Raw genomic sequence first — 22,573 nt, forward strand, 5'->3', positions numbered from 1 at the left:
TCGCCCAGCCGGTTTGACCGCCCTGCCCCGCCGCCAGCGCCGCCGGCTGCTGCTGATCACCCTGCTGCTGGGGTTGGCGCTGTTCGCCTGGCAGCTGGGCAGCACCGGGCTGGTGGACGAGACACCGCCCCTGTTCGCCGCCTCGGCGCGGGCGATGGCGGAGACGGGCGACTGGCTGATCCCCCGCGTCAACGGCCTGCCCCGCTACGACAAGCCACCGCTGGTCTACTGGCTGATGGGGCTCGTCTACGCCCTGCCCGGCCAGGCCCGGTGGAACCCCCTGGGCACGTGGGCCTCCGGCTTCCCCTCCGCCATGGCGGCCATCGGCGTGATGCTGGCCCTGGCGGACACCTTGCTGCGCTGGCCCCAGCCCCCGTTCCAGGCCGCCGCCTCCCCGCCGGCGCCCGAACGTCCGGGCCTGACGGCCCTCACCGCCGCCCTCGCCTTCGGTCTCTCGCCCCTGGCGCTCGTCTGGGGCCGCACGGCGGTGAGCGATTCCCTGTTCAGCGGCCTGGTGGCCCTGGCGCTGCTGCTCTGCTGGCAGGCCTACGCCGACCCCGGCCGGCGCTGGTGGCTGCCCTGGCCCGTGCTCGGGCTGGCGGTGCTGGCCAAGGGGCCGGTGGCGGTGGTGCTTCTGGGCCTCACCCTGCTGCTGTTCGGCTGGCTCCAGGCCGACATCGCCGGGCTGTGGCGGCGGCTGCGACCGCTGCCGGGCCTGGCGCTCACCGCCCTGGTGGCGGCCCCCTGGTACCTGCTGGCCCTGTACAGCGAGGGCCGGCCCTTCTGGGACAGCTTCTTCGGCTACCACAACATCCAGCGGTTCACCGAGGTGGTGAATCGCCACCTGCAGCCGTGGTGGTTCTTCGTGCCGGTGATGCTGGTGGCGAGCCTGCCCGTCTCGCCGCTGCTGCTGGTCGGCCTGGCCCGGGCGATCGGACCGCTGCGGCGCTCCTGGTGCCCCACCTGGCCCCAGCCCCCCGCCGCCTCCCTGGCCCGCTTCGCCGCCTGCTGGCTGCTGGCGGTGCTGCTGTTCTTCACCGCCGCCGCCACCAAGCTGCCGAGCTACTGGCTGCCGGCCACCCCCGCCGCGGCCCTGCTGATCGCCCTGGCGGCCCGGACGGGCTGGTCCGGAGCGGGCGGCCGGCCGTGGGAGCGCTGGGCCTGGGGCCTCTGTCTGCTGCTGGTGAGCGGGCTGGGTCTGGTGTTCCTGGCGGCGCCCCTCTGGCTGCCGCTGATCCAGGATCCGGAGATGCCGACGCTGGCGACGGAGCTGCGGGGCAGTCCCCTGGTGCCGGTGGTGGCCGCCTGCTGGCTGCTGGCCGCCCTGCTGGGCTGGATCACCCGGCGCCGCCGCCCGCCCCTGTCCCTGCTGGCCCTGCAGCTGCCCCTGGTGCTGTTCGTGCCTGCGGCCCTGCTGCCGTTGTGGAGTGTGGGCGATCGCCTGCGGGGTGAGCCCGTGCGCCGCATGGCGGCGGCCCTGCAGCGCGAGGGCCGGCCGGGGGAGCCGGTGGCGATGGTGGGCGTGCTCAAGCCCTCCCTGCATTACTACAGCCGCCGGGTGGTGATCTACGAGGGCATCGGCGTGGAGGGTCCCCTCAACCTGGCGGACCGGCTGCGCCGGGAGCGCCGGGCGGGCCAGCGGCCCAGCCGACCGGAGGAGCAGCCCACCGTGCTGGTGGTGATCGATCGGACCACCGCCCGTGCCCCCTTCTGGCGCCATCTCGGCGCCAGCGAACTGGAGCGCGCCGGGGTCTACCAGCTGTGGCGCCTCGATCGCCGCCGCCTGGAGGACTCTGTGGCCATGCTGCGCCGGAAGGGGTTCGCCCCCGATTGGCAGGACCCCCGGCCGGAGCGCTACTGAGCTGCGGTCACGGGGCCGCCGGCAGGTGGATGTGGAAGCGGCTTCCCACTCCGATCTCGCTGTCGACGTCGATGGAGCCCCCCATGGCCTCCACCAGCAGCTTCACCACCGACAGCCCCAGGCCCGAGCCCCGTTCGTGCTCGATGGCGTTGCGTCCGCGGTGGAAGCGATCGAACACCTTGGGGATGTCCTCCGGGGGGATGCCGATGCCCTGATCCCGGACGGTGATGCACAGCTCGGCGTCGTTCCGCGCCAGTTCGATGCTGATCGGCCGGCCCGGGGGCGAGTACTTGTCGGCGTTCTCGATCAGGTTGAGCAGCACCTGCTGGAGGCGATCGGTCTCGGCCACCGCCCGGACCGGCCCCTCGGCGGCCTCCTCGGGAAGGGTGAGCAGGAGCGGGCGTGAGAGCTGGCTGCGGGCGAGGTCGCAGGCGGTGGTCAGCACTTCGTCGACGGCCACCGGGGCCAGCAGCATCTGCAGCTGGCCCGACTCACTGCGGGAGAGATCCAGCAGGTCGTTGAGCATGCGGGTGATGCGGTGGGTCTCGGCCTCGGTGGTGGCGAGGGCGCGCATCTGCTCGGGGTCCAGGTTCTGGCCGCGCCGCTGCAGGCGGCGCAGGTAGCCGCCGATGATCATCAGGGGGTTGCGCAGCTCATGGGAGACGAGCCCCACGAAATGCCGCTGCTGGCTCCAGGCCAGGGCCAGCCGGTCGAGCAGGCCATTGAAGGACTGGGCCAGCTCCTCCACCTCCAGGGGCGCCTGCTCGAGCCTGAGGTGGCTGCTGGCCAGACTCTCGCTGGTCACACCGGCGGCCATGCGGTTGAGATCCCGGAGCGGCTGGAGCAGGCGGCGGGTGAGCACGGAGATCGCCACCAGGGTGAGCACCAGGCTCAGGATCCATACCACCGCCAGCCCCAGCAGCATGCTGCGCAGGCTGGCCACGTTGTTGCTGATGTCCTCGGCGACCCAGAGCTGGCTGCCTCCGGAGGAACGGTGCAGGGTGTAGGTGAGAAAGCTGTGGCCCTCCGGATCCTTGACCAGGCGGCGGTCCGTGCCGATCAGCAGGGGCGCGAGGGACCGGACCGACCAGGCGCCGCTGTGGGCTGCCATCGCCTGTCCGACCACGCCGGGAAGGGCCAGCCGTTCGCCGGTCCCTTGCCCGGGCAGCAGCAGGGAGCCATCGTCGCGCTGCACCCAGAAGAACCGCTCCCGGTCGCTGCGGCGCTCCAGCTCCACGCGCAGGAGGTCGGCGTGGGCGACGGACGGATCGGCGACGAGCCGGTCGAGGGCGTCGGCCAGGGAGCCCGCCGCCAGCCGCTGACCGTCGTGCTGGTGATGCAGGAGGCAGTCCCGGTTGATCAGGAGGGTGAAGGCGGAGGCGGCACTGAACCCGAGGAAGACCGAGGTGAAGGCCGCCAGCCGGAGCTGGCCCAGCAGGCTCCCGAACAGTCGGTGACGCCAGCCACGGGGAGGGGCCCCGGTCGGGGGGGCCATCGGTGGATGGGTCGTCACAGGTGGCGGTTCTCGCTCCCCCTGGGCAGGAGCCGTTCCAGCAGGTCGGGCAGCCTGTCGAGAAGTTCGTGCTTGAGCACGTAGTCGTCGGCTCCGGCCGCCTGGGCCTGGCGGCGCCGCTCGGGGTCGTTCAGGGAGGTGAAGATGACCACCGGCACGGTGCACCCCTGGCTGCGCAGGTCCCGCAGGCATTCGATGCCGTCACAGTCGGGCATCTGCACGTCGAGGAAGACGAGATCGATCCCCCCCTCGGCCAGCCTGGTCGCGAGGCCCTGGCCGTTGGTCAGGGCCACCACTTCGCAGCCGGAGTCCGCCAGCTCCTCCGCCACCATGGCCCGGATGTGGGGGTCATCGTCGACGATCGAGACGGTGGGCCGGGCGGTGACGACCCCATCCGAACCGCCCATGGCCTGGGTGGCGATGGGGACGATCGCCTGCGGCACCGAGCGTCCCTGGAGGGGAAGGGGGGAGTTCATCGCACCTGGATCCTGGGCTCATCTTGACGCGATCCGTGCCGATCGGCAGCGCCGGGGCGGGGCCGGAACGGCCGCTCAGACCGCCACCGGCTGCGGGCAGAGCTCGCCGTAGAGCCGCTCCAGGGCGTCGATGTTGCCGGTGAGGGTGTAACGCTCCAGGGCCCTCTGGCGGGCCCGGCGCCCCAGCTCGGCCGTGAGCACGGGCTGGTCCCGCAGCACCGGCAGCAGGGTGCGCAGCTGGGTGGTGACGCCCTGGGTGCTGATCACGATCCCCGCTCCCCCCTCCAGCACCTCCCCATCGGCACCGGCATCGGTGGCCACGCAGGCGGTGCCGCAGGCCATGGCCTCCAGCAGGGCCAGGGAGAGCCCCTCCACCAGGGACGGCAGCAGGAACACCTCGGCGAGCTGCAGCAGCGCCACCCGGCGGGCCCGGCTGGCCTCGTAGCCCCACCAGATCACATCGGCCTCACTGCCGCTCTGCAGGGACGAGCGCAGCGGCCCATCCCCCACGATCACCAGCACGCAGCCCTGGGGGCGCACCAGCCGCCAGGCCTTCAGCAGGGCCTCGACGTTCTTCTCGGTGGCCACCCGCCCCATGTAAAGGAAGACGCGGCGGCCACCCACCCGGAGCCGCAGCTGGGCCAGATCGGGTTCGCGGCCCGGGGTGGCCGGGGCCCAGGTGTCGGTGTCGACCCCGTTGGGGATCACCGCCAGCCGTTCCCGCCGCACCCCAAGGCGCACGAGCACCTCGGCCTGCAGCTCGGAGAACACGATCACCCGGTCGAACTTCGCCAGGGAGGGGGCGTAGAGCTGATAGGTGAGCTGCTGGGTGCCGGCGGTGAGGTTGCGCAGCCCGGCGTCGAAGGGGGGATGGAAGGTGGCGACCAGGGGCAGACCCAGCTGCTGGCAGAGGTCGGGCAGGCGGAAGTCGAGGGGGGAGAGGGTGAGGCTGGCGTGCACCAGATCGGGCCGCAGCCGCTCCAGGGACTCGCGCAGCTCCCGCTGGGCCCCGGGGGAGGGGATGGTGTACACCTGGGACTTCACCAGGTAGGGCAGGGCCACCTCAGGATTGGCCTCGGCCCCCCCCGGCGGATCCAGCTCGCCGCCCCCCGCTTCCGGCCGTCCCAGGGAGGGGGTGGGCGTGTCGAAGTGGATGAAACTCACCGCGTGGCCGCGCTGCCGCAGGGCTTCGGTGGTGCTGAGGCCGTAGGTGACGTTGCCGCAGAACGGAGATTTCTTACCCAGCCAGGCAATGTGCATCACCTGTATGGCCCCACGCAACAGCGGAATGTAGCAGCGTTGGGCGGGCGCTCAGCTGCGGCGCCAGGGGCGCTCACTCAGGGCGGCGACCGCGGCGATGGCTGCCAGGCCCCAGAGCACCGGCAGCAGTCCGTAGCGGCTCACCACGGTGCCCGCCAGCACCAGGGGCAGGCTGAGGGCGATGTTGATCAGGTTGTTCTGGAGGCCGAACACCCGGCCGCGCTGGCTCTCCGGGGTGTCCTCCTGGATCGTCGTCTGGGCGGGGATCGCCAGCAGGGCGGCGCCCACCCCCAGCAGGCCGCAGAGCAGCAGGGTGAACACCAGGTTGCCGCGCAGCTGCCCCAGCAGCACCAGGCACCAGGCGATGGTCCCGAGCCCGGCACTGGCCAGCCCGCGGCGGCTGAAGCGTTCGCCCAGCTGGGCCATGGCCAGGGCTCCCACCGCCAGCCCCAGGCCGCTCATGGCCAGCAGCACGCCGAAGCGCGTGGGGCCGAGCCCGCCGATGGCCGCCGCCAGACTGATCGCCAGGACGTACAGGGCCGCCAGCAGGCTGTAGAGCAGCACGAGCTGGATCATGGCGCTGCGCACGTTAGGCCGCTCCCGCAGCACCTGCACCCCTTCGCCGATCTCCTCCCAGACGGAGATCGAGCGCGGTTCCCGGGGTGGTTCCGGGATCTCGATGCCGGCGATGGCCACGGCCGCGGCGCCGTAGCAGAGCGGCAGCAGCACGAATTCTCCGCCGGGAATGCCCACCTGGGCCAGCAGGGTGCGCAGCAGGCGCAGGATCGGGTCGCCGAGGGCGAACCCGAAGATCGTGGCGGCCATGCTGGTGGCCTGGTACACGGAGTTGGCCGCCAGCAGCTGGGGGGTGCTGACCAGAAGGGGTATGGCCGCCTGCTCCGCCGGGGCGAAGAACTGGGTGAGCACCGACTCGAAGAACGTCATGGCCACCAGGGCCCAGTAGCCCCAGCTGAGGCCCAGCCACATCGGCCCCGGCAGCAGGCACAGGGGGGCCAGCATCACCAGGGCGGCCCGCAGGGCGTTGGAGGCCACCATCACGGTGCGCTTCGGCCAGCGGTCGGCCCACACCCCCGCCACCGTGCCCAGCAGCATCGCCGGCACGGTGTTGGCCACGTAGATGCCGGTGGCCAGCAGGGTGATCATCTGGGCCCGGGTCTCGAAGCCCATCCGGAAGGCGGCGGCCGCCTCGGCCAGGGCCGCGTTGTTCTGCGGTGTGTCCGTCACCCAGTACTGGGCGATCAGGAACACCATCAGCACGATGTAGAACTTGTCCGCCAGCTGGGAGAACACCTGGCCGATCCAGAGGCGCCGGAACCCCGGCAGGGCCAGGACGGCGGCCAGCCCCCTCTCGGTCTTGCCGCTCGGGCTCATGCTGGCTCGGACGGATGGGAGGGCATCGGGTCGCAGGCGGTCCGCAGCAGTCTGAAGGCTCGCGGTCGCTGACCGAGATGCTCGCCGCACCAGGCCTCCACCAGGTCGAGCAGGTGCAGCCACACCGCCTCCGGTCCCATCAGCCGGCCGTCCCGGCTCCGGGGTGGGGCGGGGCGCGTCAGCCGCTGCAGCAGGGCCAGCTCGGAGGGATTGAGCATCACCCGGGCGCCCGGAATCGCCCCGATCGCCAGTCCCTCGCTGGGCAGCAGGCTGCAGCGCCAGGCCCAGTCGCCGATCGGCGGCAGCAGGGGCGCGCCGCTGCGGACGCAGTGCTGCAGGGGCAGGGCGAAGCCCCCCAGGGCCAGCAGGTGGATGCTCCCCTGCACCGCCACCGCCAGGGCCTCCACCCGCCCGGCCCGCTCGGTCACCACGGCCTCGAGGCGCCCGAGCTGGAGCAGCAGGTCGGCGAGCACCCCCGGGGCGGGCGTCTCACCGGGCACCAGCTTCAGGCAGAGCTCGGCCAGCGCCTGGGCGGCGGCCAGGGTCTCCAGGCGCTGGGCCAGGCCGCTGTAATTGCGCAGCACCCGCAGCTGGCGCACCCGCCGCAGGCCGCCCCGGCCCCCCACCTGCAGCATCAGATGGGCCAGGGGCACCGCCGCCGCCAGGCTGCTCCTGGGCCGGCGCGCCCCCGGCACCGCCAGCCGCGTGAGCCCCTCGGTCTCGCTCAGCAGGGTGAGCAGCCGGTCGTGCTCCCCCAGGGGGCGGCAGGTGAGGGCCAGACCCTCCAGCTGCTGTTCAGGCACCGGCGCGCAGCGCCTGCATCAGGGCCACGCCCCGGCTCGTGCCCAGCCGGCCGGCACCGGCCGCCACCAGGGCCAGCGCCTGGTCGAGATCGGCGATGCCACCGGCGGCCTTCACCGCCGCCCGGCCCCGGGCCAGGGCCACCAGCCGGCCCACCTGCTCGGGGGTCACCGGCGGGCCGAAGCCGCTGCCCGTCTTGAGATGGCGCACCCCGGCATCGATGCTGATCTCCACCAGCAGCTCCAGGGCCTCCGGGTCGAGGCGGCCCATCTCCAGGATCACCTTGACCGGCAGGCCCAGGTCGGTGATGGCCGCCAGATCGTCGAGCACGGCGGTGCCGTCGCCATCGGCCAGGGCGCCGAAATCGGGCACCACGTCGAGTTCGTCGGCCCCGGCGGCGGCGGCCCACTCCGCCTCGGCCCGCTTGATCGCCGCGGGGATGGCCCCGAAGGGGAACCCCACCACGGCGACCAGCTTCACCGTTCCGTCGACCGGCAGCCGCTCACGGGCCACCGGCAGCCAGCGGGAGGCCAGACACACCCCGGCGAAGCCGAAGTGGCGGGCCTCATCGCAGCAGCGCAGGATGGCCTCCCGGCCCCGGTGGGGATCCAGCAGGGCGTGGTCGATCAGGGGGGCGAGGTCGGGCCGGTCGGTCTCCCGCTCAGGTGTCACGGGCCTGGATGACGCCGAATCCGCCATGGTTGCGGCGGTACACCACCTGGATCTGGCCCGTGGCCGCGTCCCGGAACACGTAGAAGTCGTGATCGATCACATCCAGCTGATGCAGGGCCTCTTCCAGGTCCATCGCCGGCATGGCGAAGTACTTGCGGCGCACGCCGCGGTGGGGGACGGCGGGCTCAAGGCCATCGGTGAGGGAGCCCCCGGGGTTGGGCAGGGTGGCGGCTCCGGCTTCCTCGGCGGCGGCGGAACGGTGCACCGGACCCTGGCTGCGCTCCTGCAGCCGGTCCTTGTAGCGGGTCAGCTGGCGGCTCAGCTTGGTGGCCACCATGTCGATGCTGGCGTACAGGTTCTCGCTGCGTTCCTGGGCCCGGATCACCACCCCGTTGGCGAAGACCGTGACTTCCGCCGTCTGCTGCGGCACACGGGGATTGCGGGCCACCGACAGATGGACGTCGGCTTCCTTGACGATGCCATCGAAATGGCTGATGGCGCGATTGAGCTTGGTTTCGGTGTACTCCCTGATCGCCGGTGTGACGTCGAGATTGCGGCCGTGGATCAGCAGTTTCATTCGGGTGCCTGCCTCCAGAGGAATTCTGGCTCTGGGACAACCTCAAGCTAGGAACGCCGCTGCATGGCCCCCAACACTCCCGCAATTCTTTTTGAAGCCCGCTCTCCGGTGCCCTTCCCGCTGGCCTGGGAGTGGCAGCGCCGTCTGCAGCGGCGCCGGCTCGACGATCCCGCCGCGCCCGACGCCCTGTTGCTGCTGCAGCACACCCCCTGCTACACTCTGGGCCGGGGGGCCAGCCTGGAGCACCTCGGTTTCGATCCGGCCCACCCGCCCCTGCCGCTGCACCGCATCGACCGGGGCGGTGAGGTGACCCACCACCTGCCCGGCCAGCTGGTGCTTTACCCGGTGCTCGACCTGCAGCGCCATGGCGGCGACCTGCATCTCTATCTGCGGGCCCTGGAGGATGTGGTGCTGGCCGTGCTGCAGGAGCTGGGGCTGGAGGGGGAGCGCCTCGAGGGCCTCACCGGGGTCTGGCTCGAGGGCCGCAAGCTGGCGGCGATCGGTGTCGGCGCCCGGCGCTGGATCAGCCAGCACGGTCTGGCCCTGAACGTCGACTGCCCCCTGGAGGGCTTCGGGGCGATCGTTCCCTGCGGGCTCGCCGGCCGGCCGGTGGGACGGCTGGTGGACTGGCGGCCCGCCCTCACCACCGGGCAGGTGGCGCCGCTGCTGCTGGCGGCCTTCGCCCGCCGCTTCGGCCTGGCCCTGCGGCCGCCGGGGCCACAGGAGGGACTGGCTGGCCTGGGGGAGGGGGGAGACGGGTCGGGACTGGGAGAATCCTGACCTCCCGTGATGCGTGCCGGCCGCCCATGAACGCCAGAGCCGAGATCCACTGGGGCGGCAGCGCCCAGGACCGCCGTGCCCTCGCCGCCCGCCGCGACTGGAGCCAGCTCCAGGGGCTTGAGGGCCTCTGGCCGGAACTGGAGCGCTCGTACGGCCCCCAGGTGGCGCTCGAGGCCCCCCACGGCCGCCATCCGGAGACCCTGCGCTACGGGGAGCTGCGCCAGGCCATCGACCGGACGGCGGCGGCCTTCGCCGATCTCGGGGTGGGGCCGGGCGATGTGGTGGCCCTGTTCGCGGAGAACGGCCCCCGCTGGCTGGTGGCCGACCAGGGGCTGATGCGGGCCGGGGCGGCCGATGCGGTGCGCGGCAGTGCGGCCCCGGCCGAGGAGCTGCGCTACATCCTTGAGGACGCCGGGGCCGTGGGGGCGGTGCTGGAGTCGGCCGCCCTGCTGGAGCGGCTGGCCCTCGACGGCCCTGCCCTGCGGCGGCTGCGCTTCATCGTGCTGCTGGAGGGGGAGGCGCCGTCCATGCCCCTGCCGCTGCCCTGCCTCACCTGGGATGAGCTGCTGCAGCGCGGCGCCGCCAGCCCCCTGCCGCCCGTCCCCACGGGCGGGCCCGGGCGGCTGGCCACGCTGCTGTACACCTCCGGCACCACCGGCCAGCCCAAGGGGGTGCCCCTCAGCCACGCCAACGTCCTCCACCAGCTGGCCACCCTGGGGGTGGCGGTCTCGCCGAGCCCCGGCGACCACGTGCTGTCGGTGCTGCCGATCTGGCATGCCTACGAGCGCACCGCCGAGTACTTCCTGCTCAGCTGCGGCTGCCGCCAGACCTACACCACCCTCAAGCAGCTGCGCTCCGACCTGCAGAAGGTGCGGCCCCAGTACCTGATCAGCGTGCCGCGGCTGTGGGAGGCCCTGCTCTCCGGCTTCGAGGACGCCCTGGCGGCCATGCCCGCCTCCCGCCAGCGCCTGCTGCGCCGGGCCCTCGCCGCCAGCCGGGCCTTCCACCGGCGGCGGCGGACGGCCCTGGATCTCACCCTGAAGCCGGTCGGGGCGGCCGACCGGCTCGTGGCCGCCGCCGGCGCCCTGCTGCTCTGGCCGCTGCACGGGACGGCCAGCGCCCTGCTCTGGCCGAAGGTGCGCGCCCAGCTGGTGGGGGGGCGGCTGCGCACCGCCATCAGCGGCGGCGGGGCTTTGGCCATCCACGTGGACGGCTTCTTCGAAGCCGTTGGCATCGAGCTGCTGGTGGGCTACGGCCTCACCGAGACCAGCCCGGTGCTCGCCTGCCGCCGGCCCTGGAGCAACCGTCGCGGCAGCGCCGGCCAGCCCCTGCCGGACACCGCCCTGAAGGTGGTGGATCCGGCCACCAGGACCCCGCTGCCGGTGGGGGAGCGGGGGCTGGTGCTGGCCCGGGGCCCCCAGGTGATGGGGGGTTACCACAACAAGCCCGAGGCCACGGCGAAGGTCCTCGATGGCGAGGGCTGGTTCGACACCGGCGACCTGGGCCTGCTGCTGGCCGACGGCACCCTGGTGCTGACCGGCCGGGCCAAGGACACGATCGTGCTCAGCAGCGGTGAGAACATCGAGCCAGGCCCCCTGGAGGAGGCCCTGGTGGCCTCACCGCTGGTGGAGCAGGTGATGCTGGTGGGCCAGGACCGCAAGCAGCTCGGGGCCCTGGTGGTGCCCAAAGCGGAGGCGCTGCAGGCGTTCGCGGCCGAGGCGAAGCTTCCCTGTCCCGGCCCGGAGGAGGCCCCCGCCGCCGCCGATCCGGCCCTGCTGCGGGCCCTCTGCCGCGAGTGCAACCGCCTGCTGGCGGCCCGGCCGGGCTCCCGGGCCGACGAACGGCTCGGCGGCGTTGTCCTGGTGGAGCCCTTCAGCATCGACAACGGCCTGCTCACCCAGACCCTCAAGCAGCGCCGCGATCGGATCGCCGACCGGGACCGCGCTGCCATCGCCGCCCTCTATGGCGAGAGCGGATCCCACGGTTGACCGGACCCCCCGTCGCCTGACAGCCTGTGCCCTGCACCTGCAGTCCCATGGCCGACGGCACCAGCCTCAACATCAAGCGATCGATCACGGTGCGTGCCGTGGTGACACCGCGCTGGAAGGAGGATGCCGAGCGGGAGCTCAGCAATGCACTCACCAATTTCGACCAGCAGCTGGCCCAGCTGGAGCAGGAGGGGCAGCGGCTGATCGACGAGATCCGCCGTCAGAGCATCAACCCGCTTGACCCCCGGGTTCAGGAGCAGGTGGGTTCGGTGCAGCAGCAGGTGGCGGCCAAGCGCGCCGAGTTCGAGGAGCAGAAACGTCAGGTGCTGGAGCAGCAGCGCCAGGTGCGGGAGCTGGAGATGGAGCAGGTGGTGGAGCAGGGGCAGATCGAGAGCTTCTGTGACGTCCAGGTGGGCGACAACCTGGTGCAGAAGCTGCAGGTGTCGGTGCTGGTGAGGGATGGGGTGATCGAGGCGATCGAGGGGGGCTGATCCTTCCGCCACCTAAAATCACCCTCATCACAGAGGCAGTCCCCCGTTGGCCACCCACGAAATCTTCATGCCGGCCCTCAGCTCCACCATGACGGAGGGCAAGATCGTGGAGTGGCTCAAGAAACCCGGTGAGCGGGTCGAGCGGGGCGAGTCGGTGCTCGTGGTCGAGTCCGACAAGGCGGACATGGATGTGGAGGCCTTCCAGGAGGGCTTCCTGGCCGCCGTGCTGATGGAGGCGGGCAGCACCGCTCCGGTGGGGGAGACGATCGGCCTGATCGTGGAGAGCGAGGCGGAGATCGCGGCGGCCAGGGCCGCGGCACCGGCCCCGGCCGCCGCCAGCCCCGCTCCGGCCGCCCCTGCGGCGGCGGCCCCCACCCCCGCTCCGGCGGCCCCCGCCGTGCCCGCTCCGGCCCCGGCCGCCGTGGCCGCCCCGACCCCCGCTCCGGCACCGGTGGCGGTGGCCCCCGCCGCCACGGACGGCCGGGTGGTGGCCACCCCCCGGGCCCGCAAGCTGGCGGCCCAGCTGGGGGTGGCCCTGGCCTCCGTGCGGGGCAGCGGTCCCAACGGCCGCATCCAGGCCGAGGACGTGGAGCAGGCCACCGGCCAGCCGGTGAGCGTGCCCCGGGTGGCCGAAGGCACTGCTCCGGCCATGGCCGCCCCGGCCGGGAATGGCGCAGCGGCCGCCCCAGCCGCCCCCGCCGGCCAGGCCTTCGGCCGCGCCGGTGAGACGGTGGCCTTCAACACCCTGCAGCAGGCGGTCGTCCGCAACATGAACGCCAGCCTGGCGGTCCCCTGCTTCCACGTCGGCTACACGATCACCACCGACCGGCTCGACGCCTTCTACAAACAGGTGAAGTCCAAGGGCGTCACGATGACGGCCCTGCTGGCCAAGGCCGTGGGCGTCACCCTGGCGCGCCATCCCCAGGTGAATGCTTCCGCCAGCGACGCGGGCATGGCCTACCCGGCCGCCGTCAACGTGGCCGTGGCCGTGGCCATGGATGACGGCGGCCTGATCACGCCGGTGCTGGCCGCCGCCGACCGCACCGACCTCTATTCCCTCTCGCGCCACTGGGCCGACCTGGTGGCCCGCTCCCGCTCCAAGCAGCTCAAGCCGGAGGAGTACACCACCGGCACCTTCACCCTCTCCAACCTGGGCATGTTCGGCGTCGATCGCTTCGATGCGATCCTGCCCCCGGGCACCGGCGCCATCCTGGCGGTCGCCGCCTCCCGGCCCGTCGTGGCGGCCCTCAAGGACGGCTCGATCGCGGTGCGGCGCCAGATGCAGGTGAACCTCACCGCCGATCACCGCGTCATCTACGGCACGCACGCGGCGGCCTTCCTCAAGGATCTCGCCGACCTGATCGAGAACCGACCCGAAAGCCTGGCCCTCTAGGGCACCTCCCTGCCGCGTGGTCACTCCCGCCGTGCCGGATCCCGCCGACCTGCGCCTGTCCAGCTACGACTTCGCCCTGCCGCAGGAGCGGATCGCCCAGCGGCCGGTGGAGCCCCGGCACGCCGCGCGGCTGCTGGTGGTGGACCCGGCGGGGGCCGGGCCTGCCCCCCATGCCCGCCACCTCAGCGCCTGGGATCTGCAGCACGAACTCAGGCCCGGCGATCTGCTGGTGGTGAACGACACCCGGGTGCTGCGGGCCCGGCTGGAGGCGCGACGGCCCGGCGGCGGTGCGGTGGAGCTGCTGGTGCTCGAGCCCTGGTCGGGCGAAGCGGGCCAGTGGCTGTGCCTGGCGCGGCCCGCCAAGAAGCTGCGGCCTGGCGACAGCCTGGAGGTGGTGGCAGGCGGCCAGCCGCCGCTCACGGTGGCGGTGCTGGGCAGCGATCCGGCCACCGGCGGCCGCATCGTGCAGTTCCCGCCGGAATGCGCCGACGCGGCGGCCCTCGAGCCCCTGCTGGTGCAGTACGGCGCCATCCCCCTGCCGCCCTACATCCACGAACACGACGCCAGCGACAACGAGCGCTACCAGACCCGCTACGCCGCCCGTCCCGGTGCCGTGGCCGCCCCCACCGCCGGCCTGCACCTGAGCGACGAGCTGCTCTCGGCGATCCGGGAGCGGGGTGTCGGGGTGGCCACCACCACCCTGCACGTGGGCCTGGGCACGTTCCGGCCGATCGAGACGGAAGACCTCAGCGCCCTGGAGCTCCACAGCGAATGGGTGGAAGTGAGCCCACAGCTGGTGGAGGCGGTGGCGGCCTGCCGGGCGGCCGGTGGCCGGGTGATCGCCATCGGCACCACCTCGGTGCGCAGCCTGGAGGCCGTGGCCCAGCGGCACGGCGGCGAGCTCCGCCCCCACACCGGCCCGGTGAACCTGGTGATCCAACCCGGCTACCGCTTCGCCGTGGTGCAGGGCCTGCTCACCAACTTCCACCTGCCGAAGAGCTCGCTGCTGCTGCTGGTGAGCGCCCTGATCGGCCGCGAGCGCCTGCTGGCCCTCTACGCCGAGGCGATCGAGCACCGGTACCGCTTCTTCTCCTACGGCGATGCCATGTGGATCGCGCCGGAGGCGGTGCTGCCAGGGGCCCGGCCGGTCTGAAAAAAGGCCCCCGGGGATCCCCGGGGGCTGGTGGTTGGAGCCGAAGAGGCCGTGATCAGGCGGCGGCCAGGTTGGCGGCCACGAAGTCCCAGTTGACCAGCTTGTCGAGGTAGGTGGTCATGTAGTCGGGACGGCGGTTCTGGTAGTCGAGGTAGTAGGCGTGCTCCCAGACGTCCATGGTGAGCAGGGCTTTCTGACCATGGGCCAGGGGCAGGTCGGCGTTGGCGGTCTTGGTGATCTTCAGGGTGCCGCCGTCGAGCACCAGCCAGGCCCAGCCGCTGCCGAACTGGGTGGCACCGGCCGCCTTGAACTGCTCGACGAAGGCTTCGAAGCTGCCGAAGTCGGCGGCGATCTTCTCGGCCAGGGCACCGGTGGGGGCGCCGCCGCCACCGGGCTTGATGCACTGCCAGTAGAAGCTGTGGTTCCAGACCTGCGCGGCGTTGTTGAACACGCCCGCCTTGGTGGCATCACCGGCGACGGCCAGGATCACCTCTTCGAGGCTCTTGCCCTCGAGCTCGCCGCCCTCGATCAGCTTGTTGAGGTTGGTGACGTAGGCGGCGTGATGCTTGCCGTGGTGGAACTCGAGGGTCTGCCGGGAGATGTGGGGCTCGAGTGCGTCGAGGCCGTAGGGCAGTTCGGGCAGCTGGTGAGCCATGGGAGAGGGTTGGGGCTACGGCGCATTGTAACGATCGTCACCCGAAGCCTGGCCGCCCACCCGGACGGCCTGCCTCAGCCCTTGACCTCCAGCAGCTCCACCTCGAACACCAGGGTGGCGTTGGGGGGGATCACACCGCCGGCGCCCCGCTCGCCGTAGGCCAGATCGGGGGGGATGACCAGCTTGCGCTTGCCGCCCACCTTCATGCCCGCCACGCCCTCGTCCCAGCCCCGGATCACCCGGCCGGCGCCGAGGGGGAAGGAGAAGGGGCCGCGGCCGTAGCTGCTGTCGAATTCCTTGCCGTTGGTGAGGGTGCCGCGGTAGTTGACCACCACGGTCTGGCCACTCCTGGCCTCGGCGCCCTCGCCCAGGGTCAGGTCGGTGATGCGCAGGCCGCTGGGGGTGGTGCGTTCGGTGGGGGAGACGAGCTCGCCGCCCAGGGCCGCGGCCCCGCTGGAGGCCAGATCGGCGCTGGAGGAGTCGGGAGCCATGGTGAACAGGGTGGGGTTGGAAACGTCGGGGTCGAGTTCGAGGGGGGCCGCCACGGCCTGCTTCGCCGCCGGGGCGGTTGCGGGGTTCGCCTGGGGCGCGGTGGCGGGGCCGGAGCGGGCCAGGGCCTGCTGGACGCCGGCCTCGGCGGGGGCCGGTGCGGCGGCCTCCACCTGGGAGGGCGACACCAGCTGGCTGACGAAGGCCAGCATCAGACAGGCCACGCAGACCATCGAGCTGATCAGGATGTCGCGCATGCGGAAGGACCCGGATGGGGGGATTCTGCCAGTGCGATCAGTCGTTCCCTTCGCCGCTGTTCTGGCGCTGGCGCAGGGTCTGCTCCAGCCGGTCGATGCGGCCGCGCAGCTCGTCCAGCTCCCGCTGCCGGGCCAGTCCCAGGTCCTGCAGCAGCTGGTCGCGGTTGCGTTCCAGCTGGCGTCCCGCCTGCTGTTCCACCTCCGGTGTCTCGCCCCGCAGGGCGCGCATGACATCCTCCACCAGGGCGGAGGCGTGGCTGGGGTCGAGGCGGCCGCTGCTCACCCATTCCTGGCTGACGTACTTGAGCCGGTCGGCCACCAGCGAGGTGGTGCCGAGGCCGCGCAGCAGCAGCATCTGCAGCAGATTGCCCTGGTCCATGAAGGAGGTTTCCTTGGGGAAACGGTGTGACGCTTCCCCGACCTTGGCGCCTCCGGTGCCAGGCGGCCATGGGCAATGACCGGCGTATCGGCTGGGTCGCCGGCGCCGGCGGCGGGCTGCTGGCGGGGGTGGCCCTGCCGCCGGTGGGCTGGCCCTGGCTGCTCTGGCCCGCCGTGGTGCTGCTCTGGTGCCTGACGGAGAGCCGCGGGGGGCCGGCGGGGCAGCGGTTCCGGCGCGGCGGCCTGTGGGGGCTGGCGGCGGTGCTGGTGAGCCATCGCTGGCTGCTCTGGCTCCATCCCCTCGACTGGATCGGGGTGCCGGGTCCCCTGAGCCTGCCGATCTGCCTGGCGCTGTGGCTGGCCATCGGCCTGGCCGGCGGCCTGCTGGTGGGGGCCTGGACCGTCCTGGTGGGCCGGCTCGATCCGGGGCGGCCCAGCACGGCGCTGCTGGCGGCGGCCCTCTGGGGCCTGGCTGAAGTGCTGCTGGCCAAGGGTCCCCTGTTCTGGCTGGGGCTGGGGGCCGCGGCGCTGCCGGGGGACCGGGCCCTGGCCGGCCTGGCGGCCCTGGGGGGAGCCGGGTCCCTGGCGGCGCTGCAGCTGCTGATCGGCTGGGGCCTGTGGCGGGCGCTGCGGGCCCTGCCCGCCCAGCGGACCCGCTGGCTGCTGGCCACCCTGGTGCTGGTGGTGGGCTGCCATCTGGCCGGCCTGGCCCTGCTGGCCAAGGCCGATGCTGGGGGCCGTGGCGTCGGCCCGGGCGATGGCGAAGCCCATCGGGCCGAGCGCTGGCTGGTGCTCCAGCCCGCCATCCCCACCCGGGAGAAGTTCGAGGCCGACCAGCAGCGCCGGCTGCTGCTGCAGCTGGCCTCCGCCCAGCGGCAGGCGGCCTCCGCCGAGCCGCCGCTGCAGGGGGTGCTGCTGCCGGAGGGCTCCCTGGCCCTCGGCCAGCCGTTGCCGCTGGCGGCGCCGGTGGAGGTGCTCAGCGGCGGCTTCCGCCGCAAGGGGGTGGAGCTGCGCAGCAGCCTGCTGCGCTTCGCGCCCGGCGAGCTGCGGGCCGGCGGCGGGATCGACAAGCACCGGGTGGTGCCCCTGGGCGAATGGGTGCCCCTGGCCGGCCTGTGGCGCTGGAGCGGCCTCTCGGCCGTGGGGGGCATCGAGCCAGGGCCCGCCTCCCGGCTGCTGGCGCGGCCGGGGGGGGATGTGGGGGTGGCCATCTGCTACGAGCTCTCCGATGGGTCGGCCCTGGCCGCCGCCACCCGAGCGGGGGCCCGCTGGCTGCTGGCCAGCGCCAACCTCGATCCCTACCCCCTGCAACTGCAGGGGCAGTTCGCCGCCCTGGCCCAGCTGCGCGCCATCGAGACCGGCCGCTGGCTGGTGAGTTCCGCCAACACCGGCCCCAGCCTGCTGGTGGACGCCGGCGGACGGGTGCTGGAGACGCTGCCCCCGGGCCGCCCGGCCACCGGCCTGGTCACCGTGCGGCAGCGCACACCGCTCACCCCCTACGACCGCTGGGGCGAGGGGCCCCTGATCGGCCTCGCCCTGATGGCGGGGGCCTGGCGCTGGATCAGCCGGGCGCCGGGCTGATCCGGGGAGGAGCCGGATCCTGGGGAGGGTGGGCGAAGTCGATGCCCTGGGACTGGAACGCTTCGAGGATCCCGAGGTTGATGGCCTGCTGCAGATCCAGATAGACCGTGACATCGCTCTCGGGCACGAAGAACACGAACTGGAACTCCAGGGCGCCCTCGACGAAGCGGATGAAATGGCAGTGGTCGAAGGTGGCCGGTGGATGGGCCCGGACCACCCCCTCCACCAGCCCGGCGATGGACGCGGCTTTGTCCGCCGCCATCCGATCCGACAGGCGCAGGGTGTGGGCGACGCGACGACGGGGCAGATCGCCGAAGTTGCGGATCGTCTTCTGGAGCAGTTCCTCGTTGCCGATCACGATCCGCTCGCCGCTGAGGCTGCGGATCGAGGAGGAACGGATCCCCACCCGCTCCACCGGGCCGAGGACGTCGGCAAAGCCGATCAGATCGCCGATCTGGAACGGCTTGTCGATGACGATCGTGAGGTAGTTGATGAAGTGACTCATCGGCCCGCGCAGGGCCAGGCCGACGCCGATGCCGGCCCCCGCCAGCGAGGCGTAGACCGCGCCGAGGGGGACCCCCTGCTTCTGGAGGAACACCAGGGTTCCCAGCCCCCAGAACAGGGCACGGATCATGGGGGCCAGGGCCCGGAGGGTGCTGGTCTGTTCCTCCCGCCCGAGGCGCTGCAGCGACCGCTCCAGCAGCAGCAGCAGGCTGCGGTTGATCAGGCGCACCACGAGCACGGTCGCCACCAGCAGCGCCGCGCCCTCCACCAGACGATCCGGTCCGGGATCGACCCGGAGCACCTCCCAGCTGCGCACCAGGGACCGCCAGCCCCAGACCACCATGGCCAGGTAGCCCAGGGAGGCGAGGCTGCCCAGCAGCAGGGGCACGATCCGGGCATCGCGCCGCAGGGCGGCGCCGGAGCGCCGGTCGAAGCGTCGCAGCCGGCTGCGCAGCAACCGCACCAGCAGCCATACGACCAGGGATCCCAGGAGCACCCTGGCGAGGGCCAGGAGCAGGGCAATCCCCGCCTCCTGCATCGATGGGGTCAAGGTCGGGCCTGCCAGTGCAGGGGAAGGGGATGGGAGCGGGGGCTTGCTGGATTCATCGTGGCGAGGGAAAGCCCACGGTGATGGCGGTGGGGCTGTTCAGGGCATCGCTGTTCAGGGCATTGAACAGGTATCCAGAACTCTAAAGTAGTGGCCTGATGGCATGTTTTTCCCTGCCCATCTACTCACAGTCCCAGCGGCTGTCGCCTTGGGATGTAGCGGTGGGCCTTTGCCTCGTAGAGGGCCTGTTTCAGGCCGGCCCATTCAGGGGCTAACCTTGAAGCTGCTTGATACTTTTTCAGGGCAGCGTTCCATTGCCCGTGTGAGGCAAGGCAATCCCCCCAGGCTTTCAGGGGATCTGCCCAGCCTGGGCCACGCTTGGCCGCGGCAGCGAGTTTTTCCATGGCCGCCTTGGTTTGACCATGTCGCGCCAGAGCCACCCCCCAGGAGTAGTAGCCGGCCGGCAGATCTGGAGCCATCCGGACAGACTCGGCATAGGCAAGTTGGGCGTTTTCCCAGTCACCTCTGCGATCGAGAATATCCCCCTTGAATCGCAGGCAGTTCACGTAGCGTCCAGCTTCGCGGAGGGTTTGATCAGCCTCCTGGGGACGCCCCGCCTCCTCCTGTGCCAGGGCCACCCAGCAGAGGTACCCAGGCATGTTGGCGGAAACCGTTCCCTTGCGTTCGTACTCGGATTTGAAGCTCTCCATTTCACGAAGGGCAACGGTGGTGTTTCCCGTCAGTGCGGCAATGCGTCCCCGCACAAAATGGCTGCGCGCTTTGATGGTGGAATCGCTGGATGTTCCAGACCCGAGGCTGAGATGAAAGCGGGCTCCATCCAGGTCATGCAGACGGGTGTCGATGAGGGCGATCACGGGATGACGTAGCTGGTTGCCGGAGCCGATCCCCTGGTACTGGAGAGCGTCGTCAGCAAGAACGGCTCTCCAAGCCTGAAGGTTCCAGGTGAGTTGATTCCACTGCCCCGAGCCAAGTTCCTTCCTGGTGGTCGCACGTCCGCCTTGGCGTTGCAGATGCTTCTTGCCGTACTCCCAGGCCTCCTGCTCCTTTCCCATGACGACGGTCGTCAGCATGATGTTGTTGTGGACATTCCCGAAATCCTTCTTCAGGGCCAGTGCCTTCCCATAAAGGAAAAGGGAGTCCTTTGCTGGTTGTCTGATGTTCTGTAGCGCATTGGCCCATTGATTGAGAAGGTACGGCCGATCGGCCTCAGAGGTGCTGGGGAATGCTCGTTTACTGAAGGCCACAGCCGCCTCGCTTTCGCCTTTGGCGATCAGCGACGAAACGTAGAGCGAGGGTTGTGTGTGCTCGAAAATGTACTCCGCTGCGTCCCTGGTCAGTTCTTTTATGTCGTTGTTATCATCATTGAAGGATCGGGCGGGAATCATCTCCCCTCGGACCGTGAGGATGAGCTTGCCATTCGAGCTTTGCACCAGATCTCCAGATACCGTGAGATCATGCCCCAGGCGTTGGCGCAGGAGATTTTCAAGATCTTGAATCGAGATACCAGTGGAAGGTAGTTCCAGTTCGATCTGGTTTGTCCAGGCATCTGACACCTTGCGCTTCTCCAGGCGACTGCGGGTGCTTGACTGCAGCAGCGTGAGCTCGTCCAGGAGGCTGCTGGCAACCACCCTCCCGGATAGCCCCCTGTCAGCGAGCCGCGGCGGTGTGCTGAACTCCCTGATGACAATGGCCCGGGATCGCATGGCTTCGACGACAAGGACAAGCACACTGATTCCCAGCAGGCACGCCAACACGGCAATACAGGCCTGTGAGACGATTCGCAGCCGTTGACTGATCCTCTGGAGTTGCGTGATGTCGGCCTGTGCCTTGAGATAGGCAACCCGCAGAGGATGCTCGTCCCTCAGCTGCCGCTTCTGCAGAGCTTGCAGGGAGTCCTGATCGTCGCTCTGGCTGGCCTTCTGTGCGGAAGGTCCGGCATCCGCGGTCCCCCCCAGCACAAGGCCAGGCAAGGCCGCCTGCTCAATGGATTCCATCGCTGAACCTGCCGCTTCCTCTGCCTGGGGGTCGGTGAAGTCGTTGAGATCCAGCTCAGGCATGGGGCCATTCCCTCCGCTTGCTGTCTGCTGGAGACCTCCTCATTCTTTAGCACTCCTTTCCGGCTGCCCCACCCTGGTCTGGGTGGCGTGTCCGGGTCAGGGACGGGGACTCTTCAGTCGTCCCCACTGGGTGTCAACGGCCCCAGCCGGTTCAGCAGGGCGTCGGTGATCTCGGCGGGGAACGCCACCTCGAGGCGCGCGTTGCGCAGGTGCAGATCCCGCTGCGGGAAAGGAATCGTCAAGTCGTGATGGCGCAGATTGGCCTCGATGCGAAAGTTGAGCTCACTGCGGATCTCGTACTGCCGCCGGGGCTGGTTGATCCAGACCAGCAGCTGAAAGTCCAGGCAGCTCTCCCCGAAACCCTTGAAGAACACCTGGGGTGAGGGGGTGGCCAGGATGTCTCCGACGTCCACGCAGGCCTCCAGCAGGGCCTCACGCACGACCCGGCAGTCGGAGCCGTAGGCCACGCCCACCGGAATCTTCAGCCGTGCCACCGAGCTGCCGTGACTCCAGTTGACGACGCGGGACTCGAGAAACTCCACATTGGGCACAAGGATCGAGATGCGGTCGAGGGTCACCACCTCGGTGCTGCGCAGATTGATGTGGGTCACGGTGCCCTGGAGGTCGCCCACTTCGATGAAGTCGTTCACCTTGATGGGCCGCTCGAACATGATGATCAGGCCGCTGATCAGGTTCCTGGCGATCCCCTGCAGGCCCAGCCCCACCCCCACCCCCAGGACGCTGGCGAACAGGGCCAGGGAGGTGAGATCGAGGCCCCAGAGCTGCAGCAGCACCAGCGTTCCGAGGAACAGCAGGCCGTACTGCAGCAGGAAGGCGATGGCCTCCTGGGAACCGGGTTCGATCCCCGTGCGCTGCAGGACCCGGATCCGCAGCAGGCCTTTGAGGAATGCCACCCCGCGCACCAGCACGAGGAAGAGCGCCACCAGGATGAGGGCGTCGAGGACCGAGTAGCGGTGTCCCCCCAGGGGGAGGAAGGGGGAGCCCAGGCTCTCGGTGAGGGCCTCCAGCAGGCGGCTGGTCAGCAGCCGGGTGAGGGGGAAGAAACCGGCGATCATCAGGATCGCCGCCAGCCAGAGGCCGAGCCGCAGCAGCACCAGCACCCCGTGGAGCAGCCAGTCCCTGGGTCGCAGGGCCTGGCCGCCGCCGGGCTCAGCCACCAGCGGCTGGGTGAGGGCCGAGGGCAGGTAGCGCCGCCACAGCAGCCACAGGAGCCGGTGCAACAGGATCGTGGCGCCGAGGATCCCCAGGGAGATGGGGACCATCCGGGCCAGATAGGCGGGCTGACGCTCGTGTCTCCCCCGCTGGATGGCGGCGGTGAGGCTCTGGCGCCACGCCTCGGCCTGACCCTGCACCGACAGCCCCTCCTGCGTGTCACGGCGGGTCACCGTGAGGATCACCGCGTCATCGAGGGTGATCACCGGCAGGTTATGGAGCTCCTGCACCCCGACCCTGGCCGGGCTCGGGGTCGAGACCGCCTCCTGCAGCAGGCGGTTGGCCCGCTCCACCCGCTCCGCGCCCGCGTAGTCCTTCGAGGTGCTGACGGGGAACAGCCGCAGACCGTCCAACCGGAGAAAGGCCGGGGCCTCCGGCCGCTCCTGGGCAACGGCTCCATCGAAGGGGGCCAGAACGAGCAGAAGGGCGAGGGCCACCAGGGCCAGCAGATGGCTCCCTCGGCGCCAGGGCCAGGCGCGCCTCAGCCGGGAGGA

20 protein-coding genes are annotated in these 22,573 nt (G+C 71.2%); 7 read left to right on the forward strand and 13 right to left on the reverse strand.

All coding sequences use genetic code 11. The features are described from left to right. Positions 1–13: 13 nt before the first annotated feature. The gene (locus L107_RS00650) at positions 14–1,861 is read left to right on the forward strand and encodes a glycosyltransferase family 39 protein (RefSeq protein WP_159815966.1); all 1,848 of its coding nucleotides are present in this window, start codon (positions 14–16) and stop codon (positions 1,859–1,861) included. Positions 1,862–1,868: 7 nt separating this feature from the next. Here L107_RS00650 and L107_RS00655 read toward each other — a convergent pair whose 3' ends face one another. The 7 genes from L107_RS00655 to hpf form a co-directional block, all read right to left on the reverse strand. Then, positions 1,869–3,356, reverse strand: coding sequence for a cell wall metabolism sensor histidine kinase WalK (locus tag L107_RS00655; RefSeq protein WP_159815967.1), 1,488 nt, complete (start codon positions 3,354–3,356; stop codon positions 1,869–1,871). Positions 3,357–3,370: 14 nt separating this feature from the next. After that, positions 3,371–3,850, reverse strand: a complete 480-nt coding sequence (locus tag L107_RS00660) for a response regulator transcription factor (protein WP_159815968.1) — start codon at positions 3,848–3,850, stop codon at positions 3,371–3,373. A gap of 75 nt (positions 3,851–3,925) precedes the next feature. Further along, positions 3,926–5,113: a glycosyltransferase family 4 protein gene (locus L107_RS00665; RefSeq protein ID WP_159816083.1), complete on the reverse strand. Its 1,188-nt coding sequence runs from the start codon at positions 5,111–5,113 to the stop codon at positions 3,926–3,928. 48 nt (positions 5,114–5,161) lie between these two features. Next, a complete protein-coding gene (locus L107_RS00670; protein ID WP_201295755.1) occupies positions 5,162–6,502 on the reverse strand; it encodes an MFS transporter in 1,341 nt (446 codons plus the stop codon). Further along, a complete protein-coding gene (gene recO / locus L107_RS00675; RefSeq protein ID WP_159815970.1) occupies positions 6,499–7,305 on the reverse strand; it encodes a DNA repair protein RecO in 807 nt (268 codons plus the stop codon). Before recO ends, L107_RS00670 begins: the two co-directional genes overlap by 4 nt. Beyond that, positions 7,298–8,002, reverse strand: a complete 705-nt coding sequence (gene deoC, locus L107_RS00680; protein ID WP_159815971.1) for a deoxyribose-phosphate aldolase — start codon at positions 8,000–8,002, stop codon at positions 7,298–7,300. The genes recO and deoC overlap by 8 nt, the downstream gene beginning before the upstream one ends. After that, positions 7,965–8,552 (reverse strand): ribosome hibernation-promoting factor, HPF/YfiA family, encoded by a 588-nt coding sequence (hpf, locus tag L107_RS00685; RefSeq protein WP_159815972.1) that lies wholly within the window; start codon positions 8,550–8,552, stop codon positions 7,965–7,967. The genes deoC and hpf overlap by 38 nt, the downstream gene beginning before the upstream one ends. A gap of 63 nt (positions 8,553–8,615) precedes the next feature. On the opposite strand from hpf, the gene lipB reads away from it, so the two are divergent. Genes lipB through queA form a run of 5 tightly spaced genes read left to right on the forward strand, consistent with a single transcriptional unit; the run spans position 8,616 to position 14,357 of the window. Then, complete coding sequence (gene lipB / locus L107_RS00690; RefSeq protein WP_159815973.1) at positions 8,616–9,332, forward strand: lipoyl(octanoyl) transferase LipB; 717 nt, start codon at positions 8,616–8,618, stop codon at positions 9,330–9,332. Between the two features lie 26 nt (positions 9,333–9,358). Next, a complete protein-coding gene (locus tag L107_RS00695; protein WP_159815974.1) occupies positions 9,359–11,320 on the forward strand; it encodes an AMP-binding protein in 1,962 nt (653 codons plus the stop codon). A 47-nt stretch (positions 11,321–11,367) separates the two neighbouring features. Further along, positions 11,368–11,811, forward strand: coding sequence for a YlqD family protein (locus tag L107_RS00700; RefSeq protein ID WP_015108919.1), 444 nt, complete (start codon positions 11,368–11,370; stop codon positions 11,809–11,811). Positions 11,812–11,857: 46 nt separating this feature from the next. Then, positions 11,858–13,204 carry a dihydrolipoamide acetyltransferase family protein gene (locus L107_RS00705; RefSeq protein WP_159815975.1) on the forward strand — a complete coding sequence of 449 codons (1,347 nt, stop codon included), beginning with the start codon at positions 11,858–11,860 and terminating at the stop codon, positions 13,202–13,204. 31 nt (positions 13,205–13,235) lie between these two features. Beyond that, entirely contained in the window at positions 13,236–14,357 is a 1,122-nt protein-coding gene (queA, locus tag L107_RS00710) for a tRNA preQ1(34) S-adenosylmethionine ribosyltransferase-isomerase QueA (protein ID WP_159816084.1), read from the forward strand. 55 nt (positions 14,358–14,412) lie between these two features. Here the strand turns inward: queA and L107_RS00715 are convergent, their stop codons facing one another. The 3 genes from L107_RS00715 to L107_RS00725 all read right to left on the reverse strand — a co-directional run bounded on the left by L107_RS00715 (position 14,413) and on the right by L107_RS00725 (position 16,137). Further along, complete coding sequence (locus L107_RS00715) at positions 14,413–15,012, reverse strand: superoxide dismutase (RefSeq protein WP_159815976.1); 600 nt, start codon at positions 15,010–15,012, stop codon at positions 14,413–14,415. A gap of 74 nt (positions 15,013–15,086) precedes the next feature. Continuing rightward, positions 15,087–15,758, reverse strand: coding sequence for an FKBP-type peptidyl-prolyl cis-trans isomerase (locus L107_RS00720; protein WP_159815977.1), 672 nt, complete (start codon positions 15,756–15,758; stop codon positions 15,087–15,089). A 37-nt stretch (positions 15,759–15,795) separates the two neighbouring features. Then, positions 15,796–16,137, reverse strand: coding sequence for a phasin family protein (locus L107_RS00725; protein WP_159815978.1), 342 nt, complete (start codon positions 16,135–16,137; stop codon positions 15,796–15,798). Positions 16,138–16,205: 68 nt separating this feature from the next. On the opposite strand from L107_RS00725, the gene L107_RS00730 reads away from it, so the two are divergent. Beyond that, positions 16,206–17,717, forward strand: a complete 1,512-nt coding sequence (locus L107_RS00730) for an apolipoprotein N-acyltransferase (RefSeq protein ID WP_159815979.1) — start codon at positions 16,206–16,208, stop codon at positions 17,715–17,717. Here L107_RS00730 and L107_RS00735 read toward each other — a convergent pair. The 3 genes from L107_RS00735 to L107_RS00745 all read right to left on the reverse strand — a co-directional run bounded on the left by L107_RS00735 (position 17,698) and on the right by L107_RS00745 (position 22,516). Next, positions 17,698–18,771, reverse strand: a complete 1,074-nt coding sequence (locus L107_RS00735; RefSeq protein WP_236550421.1) for a mechanosensitive ion channel family protein — start codon at positions 18,769–18,771, stop codon at positions 17,698–17,700. The genes L107_RS00730 and L107_RS00735 overlap by 20 nt on opposite strands. 182 nt (positions 18,772–18,953) lie before the next feature. Further along, positions 18,954–20,846 (reverse strand): M48 family metallopeptidase, encoded by a 1,893-nt coding sequence (locus tag L107_RS00740; RefSeq protein WP_159815980.1) that lies wholly within the window; start codon positions 20,844–20,846, stop codon positions 18,954–18,956. Positions 20,847–20,959: 113 nt separating this feature from the next. Next, positions 20,960–22,516 (reverse strand): mechanosensitive ion channel family protein, encoded by a 1,557-nt coding sequence (locus L107_RS00745; protein ID WP_236550422.1) that lies wholly within the window; start codon positions 22,514–22,516, stop codon positions 20,960–20,962. Positions 22,517–22,573 lie beyond the last annotated feature (57 nt).

The sequence above is a fragment of the Cyanobium sp. Copco_Reservoir_LC18 genome (genome assembly GCF_009834675.1).
GTDB classification, from domain to species: Bacteria; Cyanobacteriota; Cyanobacteriia; order PCC-6307; family Cyanobiaceae; genus Cyanobium; species Cyanobium minutissimum.